The sequence below is a fragment of the Pseudorhodoferax sp. genome, from assembly GCF_047601025.1.
Classification (GTDB): Bacteria; Pseudomonadota; Gammaproteobacteria; order Burkholderiales; family Burkholderiaceae_C; genus Pseudorhodoferax.
Genome location: NZ_JASGJZ010000001.1, coordinates 2,257,412 through 2,271,785, shown reverse-complemented (window position 1 = coordinate 2,271,785; position 14,374 = coordinate 2,257,412). Strand labels below are relative to the sequence as shown.

General features: G+C 72.6%; 12 protein-coding genes. 2 read left to right on the top strand and 10 right to left on the bottom strand.

Features of this window, described 5'->3' with window-relative positions; translation table 11 throughout:
* Nucleotides 1-8 precede the first annotated feature (8 nt).
* Entirely contained in the window at nt 9-1,505 is a 1,497-nt protein-coding gene (locus tag QM782_RS10730; protein ID WP_415202903.1) for a nucleobase:cation symporter-2 family protein, read from the bottom strand.
* Between the two features lie 130 nt (nt 1,506-1,635).
* Between QM782_RS10730 and QM782_RS10725 the strand changes: the two genes are divergently transcribed.
* Entirely contained in the window at nt 1,636-2,628 is a 993-nt protein-coding gene (locus QM782_RS10725; RefSeq protein WP_415202902.1) for a LysR family transcriptional regulator, read from the top strand.
* Here QM782_RS10725 and QM782_RS10720 read toward each other — a convergent pair.
* From QM782_RS10720 to QM782_RS10690, 7 genes are all read right to left on the bottom strand, one after another.
* Entirely contained in the window at nt 2,549-4,009 is a 1,461-nt protein-coding gene (locus QM782_RS10720) for an N-acyl-D-amino-acid deacylase family protein (RefSeq protein ID WP_415202901.1), read from the bottom strand. The two genes, QM782_RS10725 and QM782_RS10720, sit on opposite strands and share 80 nt — an antisense overlap.
* Complete coding sequence (locus QM782_RS10715; RefSeq protein ID WP_415202900.1) at nt 4,002-4,904, bottom strand: MurR/RpiR family transcriptional regulator; 903 nt, start codon at nt 4,902-4,904, stop codon at nt 4,002-4,004. Before QM782_RS10715 ends, QM782_RS10720 begins: the two co-directional genes overlap by 8 nt.
* Entirely contained in the window at nt 4,904-6,193 is a 1,290-nt protein-coding gene (locus tag QM782_RS10710; RefSeq protein WP_415202899.1) for an alanine racemase, read from the bottom strand. Before QM782_RS10710 ends, QM782_RS10715 begins: the two co-directional genes overlap by 1 nt.
* A gap of 183 nt (nt 6,194-6,376) precedes the next feature.
* Complete coding sequence (locus tag QM782_RS10705) at nt 6,377-8,287, bottom strand: dipeptide ABC transporter ATP-binding protein (protein WP_415205627.1); 1,911 nt, start codon at nt 8,285-8,287, stop codon at nt 6,377-6,379.
* Between the two features lie 2 nt (nt 8,288-8,289).
* Nucleotides 8,290-9,123, bottom strand: a complete 834-nt coding sequence (locus tag QM782_RS10700; RefSeq protein WP_415202898.1) for an ABC transporter permease — start codon at nt 9,121-9,123, stop codon at nt 8,290-8,292.
* A 3-nt stretch (nt 9,124-9,126) separates the two neighbouring features.
* Nucleotides 9,127-10,068: an ABC transporter permease gene (locus QM782_RS10695; protein ID WP_415202897.1), complete on the bottom strand. Its 942-nt coding sequence runs from the start codon at nt 10,066-10,068 to the stop codon at nt 9,127-9,129.
* 169 nt (nt 10,069-10,237) lie between these two features.
* Complete coding sequence (locus QM782_RS10690) at nt 10,238-11,788, bottom strand: ABC transporter substrate-binding protein (protein ID WP_415202896.1); 1,551 nt, start codon at nt 11,786-11,788, stop codon at nt 10,238-10,240.
* A gap of 158 nt (nt 11,789-11,946) precedes the next feature.
* Here QM782_RS10690 and QM782_RS10685 point away from each other — a divergent pair, with 158 nt between their 5' ends.
* Nucleotides 11,947-12,336 carry a RidA family protein gene (locus QM782_RS10685; protein ID WP_415202895.1) on the top strand — a complete coding sequence of 130 codons (390 nt, stop codon included), beginning with the start codon at nt 11,947-11,949 and terminating at the stop codon, nt 12,334-12,336.
* Between the two features lie 4 nt (nt 12,337-12,340).
* On the opposite strand, the gene QM782_RS10680 is transcribed toward QM782_RS10685, so the two are convergent.
* On the bottom strand, nt 12,341-13,639 hold the full coding sequence (locus QM782_RS10680) for an MATE family efflux transporter (RefSeq protein ID WP_415205626.1): 1,299 nt from the start codon (nt 13,637-13,639) through the stop codon (nt 12,341-12,343).
* Between the two features lie 107 nt (nt 13,640-13,746).
* On the bottom strand, nt 13,747-14,370 hold the full coding sequence (locus QM782_RS10675; protein ID WP_415202894.1) for a DUF2239 family protein: 624 nt from the start codon (nt 14,368-14,370) through the stop codon (nt 13,747-13,749).
* Nucleotides 14,371-14,374 lie beyond the last annotated feature (4 nt).

Here is a 14,374-nt window from a genome sequence, read left to right as displayed (position 1 = left end):
CCGCCGGCTCAGTGCGCCTCGGCCTGCCGGGCCGCGGCGATGGCGGCGGCGGCATCGAACTTCGTGCCGTTGAGGAACACGTTCAGCAGCACGGCGGTGATGGAGGTCAGCAGGATGCCGGACTCGATCAGCGAATGCAGGCTGTGCGGCATCCACTGCTTGAAGTTGGGCGCCAGCAGCGGAATCATGCCGATGCCGATGGACACCGCCACGATCATCGCGTTGTAGCGGTTGTGCTTGAAGTCCACGCCGGCCAGGATGCGGATGCCGGTGGCCAGCACCATGCCGAACATCACGATGCCGGCGCCGCCCAGCACCACGGACGGCAGGGACTCGACCAGCGCCGCCATCTTGGGCAGCAGCCCGAGCACGATCATGATGCCGCCGGCGGTGGCGCAGACGTAGCGGCTCTTCACGCCCGTGATGGCCACCAGCCCGACGTTCTGCGAGAAGCTGGTGTAGGGGAAGGTGTTGAAGATGCCGCCGATCAGCGTGCCCAGGCCGTCGGTGCGCAGCCCGCGCGTGAGGGTGTCGCGGTCGACCGGGCGCTCGCACATCTCGCCCAGCGCCAGGAACATGCCGGTGGACTCGATCATGATCACCACCATGATCAGCGTCATGGTCAGGATCATCATCGGGTCGAACTGCGGCATGCCGAAGTGGAACGGCGTGACGATGTCGAACCAGGCGGCCTCGCCGACCTTCTCGAAGGTCATCAGGCCCAGCGCCGTGGCGACGACGGCGCCGACCACGATGCCGAGCAGCACCGAGACGTTGGCCAGGAAGCCCTTGGCGAACTTGACGATCAGCAGGATGGTCACCAGCACGATGGCCGAGATGCCCATGCCGGTCAGGTCGGCGTAGCGGGGGTTGGGCACGGTGGGCGCCGGCATCAGGCCCTGGGGCGGCGGCAGCGGCGAGCCGGGCGCCGAGGCGTCGGACAGCCACTTGAGGTAGGCCGGGTCGACCACCGCCGGCGCGGTCGGCCCGACCGGGTTGCCGAAGATCCAGTTGATGCCCACGCGCATCAGCGTGATGCCGATGACCGCGATGATGGTGCCGGTGACCACCGGCGGGAAGAAGCGCAGCATGCCGCTGATGACCGGCGCGATCAGGATCGCCAGGATGCCGGCGCCGATGATGGAGCCGAACAGCAGCTGCGCGCCCACCGCGCCGGGGTTGGCGCCGGCGATCGCCACCATCGGCGCGACCGAGGCGAAGGTCACGCCCATCATCACCGGCAGCTTGACGCCGAACCAGCGCGTGAAGCCCAGCGCCTGGATCAGCGTGGCGATGCCGCAGCAGAACAGGTCGGCCGAGATCAGCATGGCGACCTCGTGCGGGCTGAGCTTGAGCGCGCGCCCGACGATCAGCGGCACGGCCACCGCGCCGGCGTACATCACCAGTACGTGCTGCAGGCCGAGCGCCGCGGCCTTGGTGGGCGGCAGGGGTTGGTCGACGGGATGCACGTCCCCGGGGGGACGCGAGAGGGAGGGGCTCGTCATGGTTGCTCTCCTGGACGATTGCGCAACGGCGCGGGGCCTGCCGTCATGCAAGAACAGGACCAATCGGCGATCGGGGAAGCCGCACAATCCGATAAATCCATCGCCACCACCGATCAAACGGAGCCCACCCGTGCACCCCAAGTCCTCGCTGCCCGAACTGCGGGTGTTCCTGGCCCTGGCCGAGAGCGGCCACTTCACGCACGCGGCCGAGCGGCTGGGCATGTCGCAGTCCTCGCTCAGCGCCGCGCTGGCCCGGCTGGAGGACCAGCTCGGCGTGCGGCTGTTCGACCGCCACACGCGCGCCTGCCGCATGAGCGAGGCCGGCGCCGCGCTGCTGCCGGCCGCGCGCCGGCTGCTGGCGGACTGGGAACACCTGTTCGCGCAGGCGCGCGACGTCGCGCGCTTCGCCAGCGGGCGGGTGGCGGTGGCGGCGCCCAACGTGCAGTGCTCGCTGCTGCTGCCGCCGGTGATCCGCGCGTTCCGCGACGCGCATCCGGGCGTGCGCGTGGTGCTGCACGACGTGGCGGAGCACGAAGTGCACCAATTGGTGCGCAGCGGCGCCGCCGACCTGGGCATCGCCACCCAGACCGGGGCGCGGCTGGACCTGGTGGCCACGGCCATGGCGGCCGACGCCTTCGTGGCGGTGATGGCGCCCGGGCACCCGCTGGCCGCCCGGCGCACGCTGGAATGGGCCCAGCTGGCGCGCGAGCCGGTGATCGGCTACCTGCCGGGCAACCCGGTGCGCCGGCTGCTGGAGGAGCGGCTGGCCGCGCGCGGCATCGCGCTGGACTACGCGTTCGAGATCGCGCTGCCCTGGACCATGATGGGCCTGGCGCGCGAGGGCCTGGGCGTGGCCGTGGTCACGATGGCGCTGCGCCCGCTGGCGCAGTGGCACGGCCTGGAGGTGCGCGCCGTCGGCCGGCCGGAGATCGCGCGCACGATGACGCTGCTGCGCGCGCCCGGCAGCACGCTGGCGCCGGCGGCCGCGGCCTTCCGCGACATGCTGCTGGGCCTGCCGGCGGCGGCGGACGGCGCGCCGGCGCTCACGCCCCCCGCGCCAGCATCCGCCCCTCGCGCGCCAGCACCTGCGCCGCGCCCTCGCGGTACGCGCAGCGGCCGTTGACGTAGACCGCGGCCACGCCGACGCTGGGGCTGACCGGCTGCTCGTAGGTCGCCGTGTCGGCGATGCGGGCCGGGTCGAACAGCACCAGGTCGGCCGCGTGGCCGGCGCGCAGCAGGCCGCGGCCGGCCAGCCGGAAGTTGCGCGCCGTCATGCCGGTCATCTTGTGCACCGCCTGCTCCAGCGTGAACAGGCCGCGCCCGCGCCAGTAGCGCGCGAACACGCGCGGGAAGGCGCCCCACAGCCGCGGGTGCGGGTGGCGGTCGTGCGGCAGGCCGTCGCTGCCGATCATGCTGCGCGGGTGGGCGATCACGCGCTCCACGTCGTCCTCGTGCATCTGGAAGTAGCAGGCGCCGCCGGGCATCAGCCGGCGCGCGGCAGCCTTCTGGTCCACGCCCCAGCCGGCGGCGATCTCCGAGAGCATGCGGCCGCCCAGCTCGGGGTGCGGCGCGCTCCAGGTCAGCATCACGTCGATCACGCCGTCCACCAGGTCCTCGCGCAGCACGGTGGAGCCGGCCACGTAGGGGTAGACGTCCATCGCCACGTCCTGGCGCTCGGCCAGGCGGTCCACCAGCGGCAGCGTCTCGCGCGTGCGCCCCCATTGCGTGGGGCCGGCACACTTGTGGTGCGAGAGCACCAGCGGCACGCCCGCTTCGAAGGCGCAGTCGCCGGCTTCGTGCATGGCCTCCAGGATCGTCGCCATCTCGCTGCGCAGATGCGTGGCGTAGACGCCGCCGTGCCGCGCGACGATGCGCGCCAGCGCCGTGACCTCCTCGGCCGGCGCGGCGAAGGCTTCCTCGTAGAACAGGCCGGAGGACAGGCCCAGCGCGCCGTCGGCCATCGCGGCGTCCAGCAGCGCGCCCATGGCGGCGCGCTCGGCCGGGCTGGCGGCGCGCGAGAGGTCGTCCATGGTGGCGAAGCGCAGCGTGGTGTGGCCGACCAGCGCGGCCACGTTCAGCGCCGGCCGGGCCGTGTTCACCGCGTCGCGGTAGGCGGCCATGCTGGGATGGCGGAACGAGTCCGCGCCCAGCAGCGTCAGCGGCGGCCGGGCCTCGGCCGTGGCGTAGGGCGCCAGCGAGATGCCGCAGTTGCCGGTCACCACCGTGGTGATGCCCTGCGACAGCTTGGCCAGGTACTCGGGCGTGCGCAGCACGATGGCGTCGTCGTGCGTGTGGCAGTCGATGAAGCCGGGCGCGACGGCCAGGCCGCGGCAGTCCACCGCCTGCACCTCGTCCGGCGCCAGGCCGTCCGGCAGGCGGCCGCGCAGGCCCTCGCCCAGGCGCAGGATGCGCCCGTCCGCCACCAGCAGGTCGCCGGTCCACGACGAGCCGCCCGATCCGTCCACGATCAGGCCGTTCTCGAACAGGGTTGCTTGCTCAGCCATGCTGTACTCCTCCGCCATCCCAGCTCTGCAGCGGATGGGTCTGCACGTCGATGCCATGGCGCTGCAGCGCCTCGCGCACGCCGCGCAGGCGGCGCACGGCCGGTTCGCCCACGCGCTGGGCCACCAGCACCGTGAGGATCTCGATCAGGGTCAGGTGCACCAGGTAGGCGTCGATGCCCACGTGCATGACCGCGTCGTCGGGCACCGTGAGGCCCAGCAGCCAGTCGGCGCGCTGCGCCAGCGGCGTGCCGGGCCGCGTGATGGCGACCAGCCGGGCGCCCTGCGCGCGCGCGATGTCCACCGCGTCCAGCAGGCTGGGCATGCCGCCCACGTGGGTGATGGCGACGACCACGCCGCCGGCCCGCTGCGCGCCGGCCGCGACCTGCTGCAGGTGGTAGTCGGCCCAGGCCGTGGCCGACAGGCCCAACCGGAACAGCCGCGCCTGCAGGTCGCCGGCCATGAACCAGGAGGTGTTGCCCGCGCCCACGATGTCGATGTGCGGCGCGGTGGCGATCGCGTCCACCGCCGCCTGCAGCACCGCCATGTCGAGCTGGTTGCGCACGCCGGCCACCGAGGCGGCGGCACTGCGCGCGATCTTGCCGACCACCTCGTCGGCGGCGTCGGCGATGTTCACGCGCCGGTGCAGCGGCGAGCCGCCCAGCGCCAGCTCCTGCGCCAGCGCCAGCTTGAACTCGCGCAGGCCGGCGAAGCCCAGGGCGCGGCAGGTGCGCATGATGGTCGGCACCGAGCTGCCGCTGCGCTCGGCGAGCTGCTCGAAGCTCTCCTCCAGCGTGCGGTCGGGGTCTTGCAGCATCGCCTCCAGGATGGCGCGGCGCGTGGCCGGCGCGGCCTCGCGCGCCTGGGCAATGCGTTGCAGCAGGCTGGCGTCGTGCATCAGAAGTTCGTGGTGATCGCGTCCACCACGCCGTAGTGCTCGTCCACCACCGGCATCCAGCGCCATTTGTCGAAGGTGGTGCAGGGGTGCGAGATGCCCAGGCCGATGCGCTCGCCGACCGCGGGGGCCAGCGCGTCGTCGGCCGCGTCCCAGCGCAGGTAGGCGTGCTGGTCGTTCAGCGCGGTGATGCGCCAGCCCTCCGGTACCGCCTGCGGGGCCGCCGCGCCGCGCGCGGCGCGGGCGATGGGCCGCGGCAGCGACAGGTCGAACGAGATGTCGCGCCGGCCGACCGTCAGGATCGCCAGCTGCGGCTCGGGGCGCGACTGCACGGCGGCCCAGACCTCCAGCGCGGGCTGCAGGCCCTCGCCGCAGCCGCAGCCGATGCGCCGGTCCACGGCGTCCACCATGCGGGCGTAGAAACCGTGGTCGTGCGTGACGTAGCAGCCCGAGCGCAGCAGCCCGCGCACCGGCCGGCCGAGCGCGGGGCGCAGCCGGCCGGCCACCAGGTCGAAGATGGCCGAGCCGCCGGCCGAGAACAGCAGCTCGCCGGCCTCGAACAGCCCTTCGTCCACGCAGGCCTGGGCGACGGCCTGCACGCGGTCCATCAGCGCCGTGGCGTAGGCGGCATCGGGCCCGTCCTCGCCGGTCGCGCCCTGGCCCTCGTAGCACTCGATGCCGACCAGGCGCACGGCGGCGCTGGCCCGCAGCGCGCGCGCCAGCGCCAGCGCCTCCTCGTGCGTGCGGCAGCCGGTGCGCGCGCCCGGCACGCCGATCTCCAGCATCACCTCGAACGGCGGCCGGCCGGCACCATGGCGCGCGAACCAGCCCTCGACCAGCGCCAGCTGCGCCAGCGAATCGACCAGGAACACCACGCGCAGGCCAGCGTGCACGGCCTGCAACTGCGCGATGCCGGCCAGGTCCTCGTCCTGCACGACCTGGTTGGCGATCAGCGCGTTGCGCACGCCGGCCGCCGCGCCGACGGCCAGCTGCGCCACGGTGGCGAAGGTGATGCCCCAGGCGCCGGCGTCGAGCTGGCGCGCGAACAGCTGCGGCGACATAGTGGTCTTGCCGTGCGGCGCCATGTCCACGCCCTGGCCCTGCGCGTAGCGCTGCATCCAGGCCAGGTTGTGCGCCAGCGCCTCGCGCTTGATCAGCGCCAGCGGCAGCGGCAGGTCGCCGGCCAGCACGTTCCAGCCGGCGCGGCCGACGGCACTGCGCGCGCGCGGCGGCTGGCTGCGGGGGTAGCCCTTGTAGGTGGCGTCGAGGAGAGGGTCGATGAGTTCGGTCATGGAAGCGTCAATATCCAACGGCATGTCGAGGGCCCGGCGGCGCGGCACGGCCCGCTGCGCCAAGGGCCGCGGAGCGGGCCAGGCCAGCGGCCGCCGCGGAACCGGCTTCGCCGGGCCGCAGGCGGCGCCCCCTGGAGGGGGTGGACGGAGCGGAACGAAGTCCGCGCAGGCCGGGGGTGTACATCAGTATCCGCCCGCGATCGGATGGCGGGCGACGAAATGGCCGGGGCCGACTTCCACCAGCGGCTGCACCACCGGCTCGTCGCCCACGGCGCGGATCGGGCTCGGGATCTCGCCCTCGATCAGCGCGCGCTTCAAATGCCGGCGCTGGGGATCGGCCACCGGCACGGCGGCCATCAGCCGGCGCGTGTAGGCGTGCTGCGGATTCTCGAACACCGCGCGGCGCGGGCCGATCTCCACGATCTGGCCCAGGAACATCACGGCCACGCGGTGGCTGATGCGCTCGACCACCGCCATGTCGTGCGAGATGAACAGGATGGCCACGCCCATCTCGCGCTGCAGCTGCATCATCAGGTTCACGATCTGGGCCTGGATCGAGACGTCCAGCGCCGAGACCGACTCGTCCGCCACGACGACCTTGGGTTCGAGCGCCAGCGCGCGGGCGATGGCGATGCGCTGGCGCTGGCCGCCGGAGAACTCGTGCGGGTAGCGCTGCGCGGCCTCGGGCGGCAGCTGCACCTTCTGCAGCAGCCACTGCACCCTGGCCTGCACCTCGGCCGAACTGCCGACCTTGTGCACCAGCAGCGGCTCGGCCAGCGAGAAGCCCACGGTCTTGCGCGGGTTCAGCGAGGCGAACGGGTCCTGGAAGATGAACTGGATGTCGCGCCGCAAGGCCTGCACCTGGCCGACCGGCAGCTCCAGGATGTTGCGCCCGCCGAACTCGATGGCGCCGCCCTGGCTGTCCACCAGCCGCAGCAGCGAGCGCCCGGTGGTGGACTTGCCGCAGCCCGATTCGCCGACCACGGCCAGCGTCTCGCCCGGGTACAGGTCGAAGCTCACGTGCTCGACCGCGTGCACGCGGCGCGTGACCTTGCCGAAGGTGCCGTTCCTGAGGTCGAAGCGCGTCACCAGGTCGCGCACGCGCAGCACCGGGGCCGCGCCGGCCGGGCGGGTGTCCTGCGCCGGCGCGGGCTCCGGCGCCGCCGTGCCGTCCACGCGCAGCAGGTCGAACGGCCGCGGCAGCTCCGTGCCCTGCATCGCGCCCAGGCGCGGCACGGCCGACAGCAGCGCGCGGGTGTAGGCGTGCGCGGGGTGGGCGAACACGGCGTCGGTGCCGCCCTCCTCGACCCGGTCGCCGCGGAACATCACCAGCACGCGGTCCGCCACCTCGGCCACCACGCCCATGTCGTGCGTGATGAAGATGACGCCCATGTCCATCTCCTCCTGCAGCTGGCGGATCAGCCGCAGGATCTGCGCCTGGATGGTCACGTCCAGCGCCGTGGTGGGCTCGTCGGCGATCAGCAGCTGCGGCTTGCACGACAACGCCATCGCGATCATCACGCGCTGGCGCATGCCGCCGGAGAGCTGGTGCGGATAGCGGCCGAGCACGTTCTTCGCCTCGGGGATGCGCACCAGCTCCAGCATGCGCAGCGCCTCGGCGCTGGCGGCGGCGCGGTCCTTGCCCTGGTGCACGCGCACGGATTCGGCGATCTGCTCGCCGACCGTGAACACCGGGTTCAGCGAGGTCATCGGCTCCTGGAAGATCATGGCGATGTCGGCGCCGCGCACCGCGCGCATCTGCGCCTTGTCCGCCTGCACCAGGTCCAGCACCTGGCCGTTGCGCCGGCGCAGCAGCGCGCTGCCGCCGGCGATGCGCCCGCCGCCGTGCTCGATCAGCCGCATCAGCGACAGCGAGGTGACGGACTTGCCCGAGCCCGATTCACCGACGATGGCCAGGGTCTGGCCGCGGTCCACGGCGAAGCGCAGGTCGCGCACGGCCTGCACGCCGCCGCCGGGCGCGTCGAAGCACACCGTGAGGCCCTCGACGTCCAGCACGCGGCTGACGGGCAACGCGCTGGCGGACAGTGCGCGCGCGGACGCTGCGCGTTCCAGGGTGGTGGTGGTGGCGTCCATGCTCATGCCGCCTTCTTCAGCTTGGGATCGAGCATGTCGCGCACGCCGTCGCCCAGCAGTTGCAGCGACAGCGCCGTCAGGATGATGGCCAGGCCCGGGAACAGCACGACCCAGAACGCACGCTCGGCGTACTGCTGGCTGCCGGCGACCATGGTGCCCCAGGTCGGGATCTCCGGCGGCACGCCCACGCCCAGGAAGGACAGGCCGGCCTCGGCCAGGATCGCGTAGGCGAAGATGAAGGAGCCCTGCACCAGGATCGGCGACAGCAGGTTGGGCAGCACGTGGTGCCACAGGATGTGCGGCGTGCGCGCGCCGATGGCCCGCGCGGACTCGACGAACAGCAGCTCGCGCACCACCAGCGTGGACGCCCGCACCACCCGCGCCACGCGCGGCGTGTAGACCAGCACCAGCGCCAGCACCACGTTGGTCAGCGAGGGCCCGAGGATGGCCACCAGCGCGATCGCCAGCAGGATGTCGGGGAAGGACATCATCGCGTCCACCACGCGCATCAGCGGCGCGTCGAGCCGGCGGAAGAAGCCCGCCACCAGCCCGACCAGCGTGCCGAGGACGATGGCGCCCAGCGCCGTCAGCGCGGCGATCGACAGCGAGTAGCGCGCACCGTGGACCACGCGCGCGTACAGGTCGCGGCCCAGCTCGTCGGTGCCCATCAGGTGGGCGGCGCCGGGGGCCTTCAGGCGCTCCAGCACGGCCGTGTCGTTGGGGTCCGCGCTGGCGAACTGCGAGGCGCCCAGCGCCAGCACCACGATGGCGGCGAGCACCAGGGCCGCGGCCAGCACGATGCGGCGGCGGAACAGGCGAGAGAGGACAGCTTTCATCGCTCAGACCTTCACGCGCGGATCGACCACCGCATAGAGCATGTCGATCGCGAAGTTGATGAACACGTAGATCGCCGCGATGACCAGCAGCGCGCCCTGGATCACCGGGTAGTCGCGCCGCAGCACCGCGTTGACGACCAGGTTGCCGACGCCCGGCAGGCCGAACACCGTCTCGGTGACGACGGCGCCGCCGATCATCAGCGCCGTGGTCAGGCCGACCACGGTGACGATGGGCACCAGCGCGTTGCGCAGCGCGTGCTTGAGCACCACCACGCCCTCGCCCAGGCCCTTGGCGCGGGCCGTGCGCACGTAGTCCTCGCCCAGCACGTCGAGCATGGAGGCGCGCGTGAAGCGGGTGATCAGCGCCGAGTTCAGCAGGCCCAGCACCGTGGCCGGCAGCACCAGCGCGTGCAGGCGCTCGGCCAGCGGCGCGCCGGGATCGCCGTAGCCCGACACGGGGAACCAGCCCATCTTCACCGCGAAGATCTGGATCAGCACGATGCCCAGCCAGAAGCTCGGGATGCTGGCGCCCAGCATCGCGATGCCGGTGAAGAACTGGTCCACCGCCTTGCCGCGGAACACCGCCGAGACGATGCCGCAGGGAATGCCGATCAGCGCCGCCAGGCCCACCGCCATCAGCGTCAGCAGCGCCGTGGGCTCGGCGCGCTCGGCCAGCGCCTGCGTGACCGGCCGCTGCAGGAAGATGGATTCGCCCAGGTTGCCCTGCAGCACTTCGCGCAGCCAGTAGCCGAACTGCACCGGCAGCGGCCGGTCCAGCCCGTACTGCTGCTGCACGCGGGCGATGTCGGCCGCGGTGGCCTGGTCGCCCAGCAGCACCGCGACCGGGTCGCCCGAGGCCGCGCGCGTAAGCACGAACACCAGCACGGCGACGATGGCCAGCACGGCCAGCATGCCGGCGGCCTTGGAGAGGATGAAGCGGTGCACGATGGCGCCTCCTTCCGGGTCGATGAAACTTGTCGCTGTCGGAATCCTGCGCGGCGGGCCCGGCCGCGGCGCCGAAGGCCGCGGAGCAGGCCATGCCAGGGCCCCGCGGAACTGGCTCCGCCAGGCCGCCGGGGGCGCCCCCTTGGGGGAGCGCGCAGGCGCCTGGGGGTTACTTGACCTTCACGTTCCAGAAGAACGGCCAGGTCGCGGGCGTGTAGCCTTCCAGCGCCGGGCTGCGCGCAGCCAGGCCGCTGAACTTGCCGACGTTGATGTACGGCACCTCGTCGTAGACCACCTGCTGCACCTTGCCCCACAGCGCGCCGCGCCGGGCCGGGTCGGGCTCGGCGTTGAACGCGGCCAGCGCGGCCTGCTTGGCCGGCGTGTCCCACCAGCCTGGCGCGCCGTCGCCCAGCTGCGGCGGCGACAGCATGGGCTCGGGGAACTGGCCGGAGTGGGTCACGTAGACGTCCCAGAGCTTGGGATCGTTGCGGCGCTGCACCAGCGTGGCCCAGTCGACCACGTTCAGGTCGACCTTGAAGCCGGCGCGCTTGAGCTGCTCGGCCATCAGCAGCGCCATGTTGTAGTGGAAGTCGTACTGCCGGCTGGTCAGCACGCGCACCGGCTCGCCCTTGTAGCCGGCCTTGGCCGCCAGTTCCTTCGCCTTGGGCGCGTTGCGCTGGTTGTACTGGTCGGTGCCGGCCGTGGAGTAGAACGGCGACCCCTTCGGAAAGTGGTTGCCTTCCACCGTGAAGAAGCGCGTGTCGCCGAAGCCGGCGGCCAGCATCTCGCCCTCGCCCAGCGCGGTCTGCAGCGCCTGGCGCAGCGGCTGGCTGGCCAGCACGCCTTCCTTGGTGTTGAGCACCAGGTAGGGGAAGCCGAAGGCCGGCGTCAGCACGGGCACCGTCTTGCCGGCGGCCTTCTCCAGCCGCGGCAGGGCCTCGGTGGGCAGCAGGTCGGCGAAGTCGTACTGGCCCGCCAGCGCGCCCTCGACGCGGGTGTTGGCATTGGGCACGGGCACGAAGCGCAGCTCGCCGATCAGCGCCTCGCGCCGGCCCCCGTAGCCGTTGGCCGGCTCCTTGCGCGCGCTGTACTTGTCGAAGCGCTCCAGCAGCAGGTACTGGTCGGGCCGGCGCTCCTTGAACTTGTAGGGGCCGGTGCCGACGAATTCCTTCAGCGGCGTGGCGATCGACTCCTTGGCCATGATGGCCGCCATGCCGCTGGGCAGCGCCAGCTGGGCCAGCAGCGGCGCGTACGGCGACTTCAGCGCGATCTCCACCGTCAGCGGGCCCTTGGCCTGCAGGTGCTCGAGCTGCCGGCCCACGGCCTTGCCGCGCGGCGCCTGCTCGATCCAGCGCTGCAGGCTGGCCACCACGTCGTCGGCGGTCAGCGTGCGGCCGTTGTGCAGCGCCACGTCCTTGCGCAGCGCGATGGTGTAGACCTTGCCGTCGGCCGAGATCTTCGGCGCGCCTTCGGCCAGCATGGGCACCACGTTCCACTTGGCGTCGTAGGTGTAGAGCGTCTCGTAGACGTGCTGCATGATGGTCCCGACCAGGTCGGCCGTGCTGGCCATCGGGTCCAGCGTCTGCGGCTCGGCCACCATGGCCAGCGTGGCGTGCGCGCGCGGCGCCTGGGCCGCGGCCTGGCCGGCCGCGCACACCAGGGCCAGCACGGCGGCGCCGTGCACCAGGCTGCGGCGGCGAAGGGTCGGGATCATCGTCATCGGGGCTCTCCTATGGTGCGGGTGGCACCGGGATAGTGAAAATTAATTTCAGAAAACCGTACTCTGATCCAACATCGCAAGATGCGTACCCGGGTTTTCCCGATGCTTTGGCACGAATGTTGAAATAAACTTTCCTTCTCGACCTTTCAGGAGATCCCATGCCACTCGAATACCTGGGCAACCCGCCCGTCGCCTCCGACCGCCAGGCGCGGCCGTTCTCGCCCGCCGTGCGCGCGGGCGACTTCATCTACGTGTCCGGCCAGGTGCCGGCCAATGCGCAGGGCGAGATCGTGGCCGGCGGCATCGAGGCGCAGACGCGCCAGGTGATGGAGAACCTGCGCGCCGTGCTGGCGCTGGCCGGCGCCACGTTCGACGACGTGTGCAAGTGCACCTGCTGGCTGCACGACGCGCGCGACTTCGGCGCGTTCAACCGCATCTACATGGAGTACTTCCCGAACGGCCGGCCGGCGCGCTCGACCACCGAGGCGCGGCTGATGGTCGACGCCAAGGTGGAGATCGACATGGTGGCGTACAAGCCCAAGGGCTGAGCGGTCACACCAGCCGCGCGATCCGCCGCCGGCGCCAGACCAGCTGGAAGTACGCGGCGTTCAGCACCAGCATGGCCGCGAAGGTGATCGGGTAGCTCATCCAGACGCCGCGCAGGCCGACGGCGGCGGACAGCGCGTAGGCAGCCGGCAGCTCGACGCAGGCGATGCAGGCCACGCTCAGCAGCATCGGCACCATGACCGTGCCGGACGCCCGCATCACGCCGCCCAGCACGCTGGCCCAGCCGTGCAGCAGCAGGCTCCACAGCAGGATGTGCAGCAGCGACTGCGCCAGCGCGATCACGTCCGGGCGCGTGATGAACAGGGCCAGCAGGCGCTCGGAAAACCCGTAGCCGAGCAGTACCAGTCCGCCCGTCACCACGAGGTTGAGCCCCAGCGCCGTGCGCGTGATCGCGCCCAGGCGCTCCGCGCGGCCGGCGCCGATGGCCTGCGCGCACAGGATGGACGCGGTGATGGCGATCGACATGGCCGGGAACTGCACGTAGTTGACGATCTGGTTCACCGCGCCGTAGGCCGCCACGGCGTCCGGGCCGTGGCCGTTGACCAGCGCCAGCAGCACGATCTCGGCCAGCGAGACCACGATCATCTGCACGCCCGCGGGCATGCCGATGCGCAGCATCAGCCGCAGCGTGGGGCCGTGCGGCCGCATCTGGCGCAGCAGCTGCGCATCGAGCGCCAGCGGATGCCGCCGGCGCCGCAGATGCCAGGCCAGCCAGCCCAGCGCGGCGACGTAGGAGGCCACCGTGGCCGCGGCCGCGCTGACCAGCCCGAGCTGCGGCAGGCCGGCCCAGCCGCGGATCAGCGCCGGCGTCAGCACGCAGGACAGCGCCGTGGACAGCAGCATCGCGACCATCGGCGAGAAGGTGTCGCCGACGCCGCGCAGCAGCTGCGAGAACAGGATGAACAGCAGCAGCCCCGGCATCGCCAGCATCAGCGTGCGCGCGTAGAGCACGGCGTCCGCCAGCACCTCGGGCGGCGTGTGCAGCGCGCGCAGCGCCGGCGCGGCGAACGCGCTGCCGAGCCATGCGGCGCACACGCCGACGACCAGGCCCGCCAGGATCGCGTTGCCGGCGATGTGGCGCACCTTGTGCAGCTCGCCCGCCCCCCAGGCCTGGCCGATCAGGATCGACGCCCCCGCGCCGACGCCGATCACCAGGGACACCAGGAAGAACACGATCGGGAACATGCCGGCCGTGGCGGCCAGCGCCTGCGTGCCCAGCATCTGGCCGACGAAGATGCCGTTGAGCGTGCCCGACATGCCCTGCAGCACGTTGCCGAGCACCATCGGCCCGAGGAAGGCGAGGAACACGCGCCACAGCGGGCGCGCATCGGGCGGCGCTGCTGGCGCCGAGGGCGCAGCGCGCGGCGCGGTCGAGGAAGCCTCCACCGCGGTCAGCCCGGCGGCGTGCCGAAGGCGCCGTCGGCCAGCGCGCGGCCGTGGGCCAGCACGTCGTCCGGCCAGCCGGCGGTCGCCGCGTCGAACGCGGCCAGGTCGCCGCGGAACAGCGCGCGCAGCGCCTCCTCGTAGCCCGGCAGGTCGCCGGCGATGGCGCGCAGGAACTGGTAGCAGCGCTCCTGGGCGGCGCGCACGGCACCGCGCCCAGCCAGGTTGCGGCGCGCCTCGTGCACCAGCTTGCGCAGCGCGACCGAGGCGCCGCCCGGCTGCAGCGCGAGCCACTCCCAGTGCTGCGGCAGCAAGGTCACTTCGCGCGCGACGACGCCGAGCCGCGGCCGCCCGGGCGGCGGTGGCGGCGCGGCCTCGCCGCCGCGCGGTGCGGCGGTGGCGGTGGCGGCGTCAGAGGCGGACGGCGGCAGGTCCAGCTCGACCAGCGCGCCGCTCGCGTCGTCGAACACCAGCAGCGGCGCCGAGGCCGCGGCGGGCGAGCCCAGAACACGCCGCGCGGCCCGCGCCACCGCGGCGCGCGAGCCCCGGCCGATGCGCCGATGGCCCAGGAAGGCGGTGACCGCGCCGCTGGCGGACGCAGCCGGGTCGGGAGAGCTTGGATCGGAAGTCATGCCG